This is a genomic window from Vibrio sp. OPT46 (assembly GCF_015163535.1).
Classification (GTDB): Bacteria; Pseudomonadota; Gammaproteobacteria; order Enterobacterales; family Vibrionaceae; genus Vibrio; species Vibrio alginolyticus.
Genome location: NZ_JADDYG010000730.1, coordinates 82,095 through 82,486, shown reverse-complemented (window position 1 = coordinate 82,486; position 392 = coordinate 82,095). Strand labels below are relative to the sequence as shown.

At 49.7% G+C, this 392-nt stretch carries 1 protein-coding gene; it reads left to right on the top strand.

Annotated elements, in window-relative coordinates:
* Positions 1-392: agmatine deiminase family protein (locus IQR33_RS26455; protein ID WP_193844200.1), on the top strand; the 392-nt coding region annotated here is incomplete at both ends.

The following is a 392-nucleotide window of genomic DNA, read 5'->3' as shown; positions in this document are numbered from 1 at the left end:
ACGATAACTGGCAGCAGGACGATCTTGTCGCTGGCTCGGTATGCGACATCATCGGTATTGATCATTACCGTGCTCCGTTTGTACTTGAAGGAGGGGCGATTCACACCGATGGTGAAGGCACCCTTTACACCACAGAAGAGTGCTTACTCAGTCCGGGGCGAAATCCGCAATTGAGCAAAGCGCAAATCGAAGAGCAGTTAAAGGCGTATCTCGGTATCGAAAAAGTCATTTGGTTGCCAAATGGTTTATTCAATGACGAAACAGACGGCCATGTTGACAACCTGATGCACGTGATCGCACCGGGTAAGGTGGTACTGAGTTGGACCGATGACCCAAGTGATCTGCAATACGCGTTATCTCGTCAAGCGGAACAAGTACTGAAATCGCAGCAC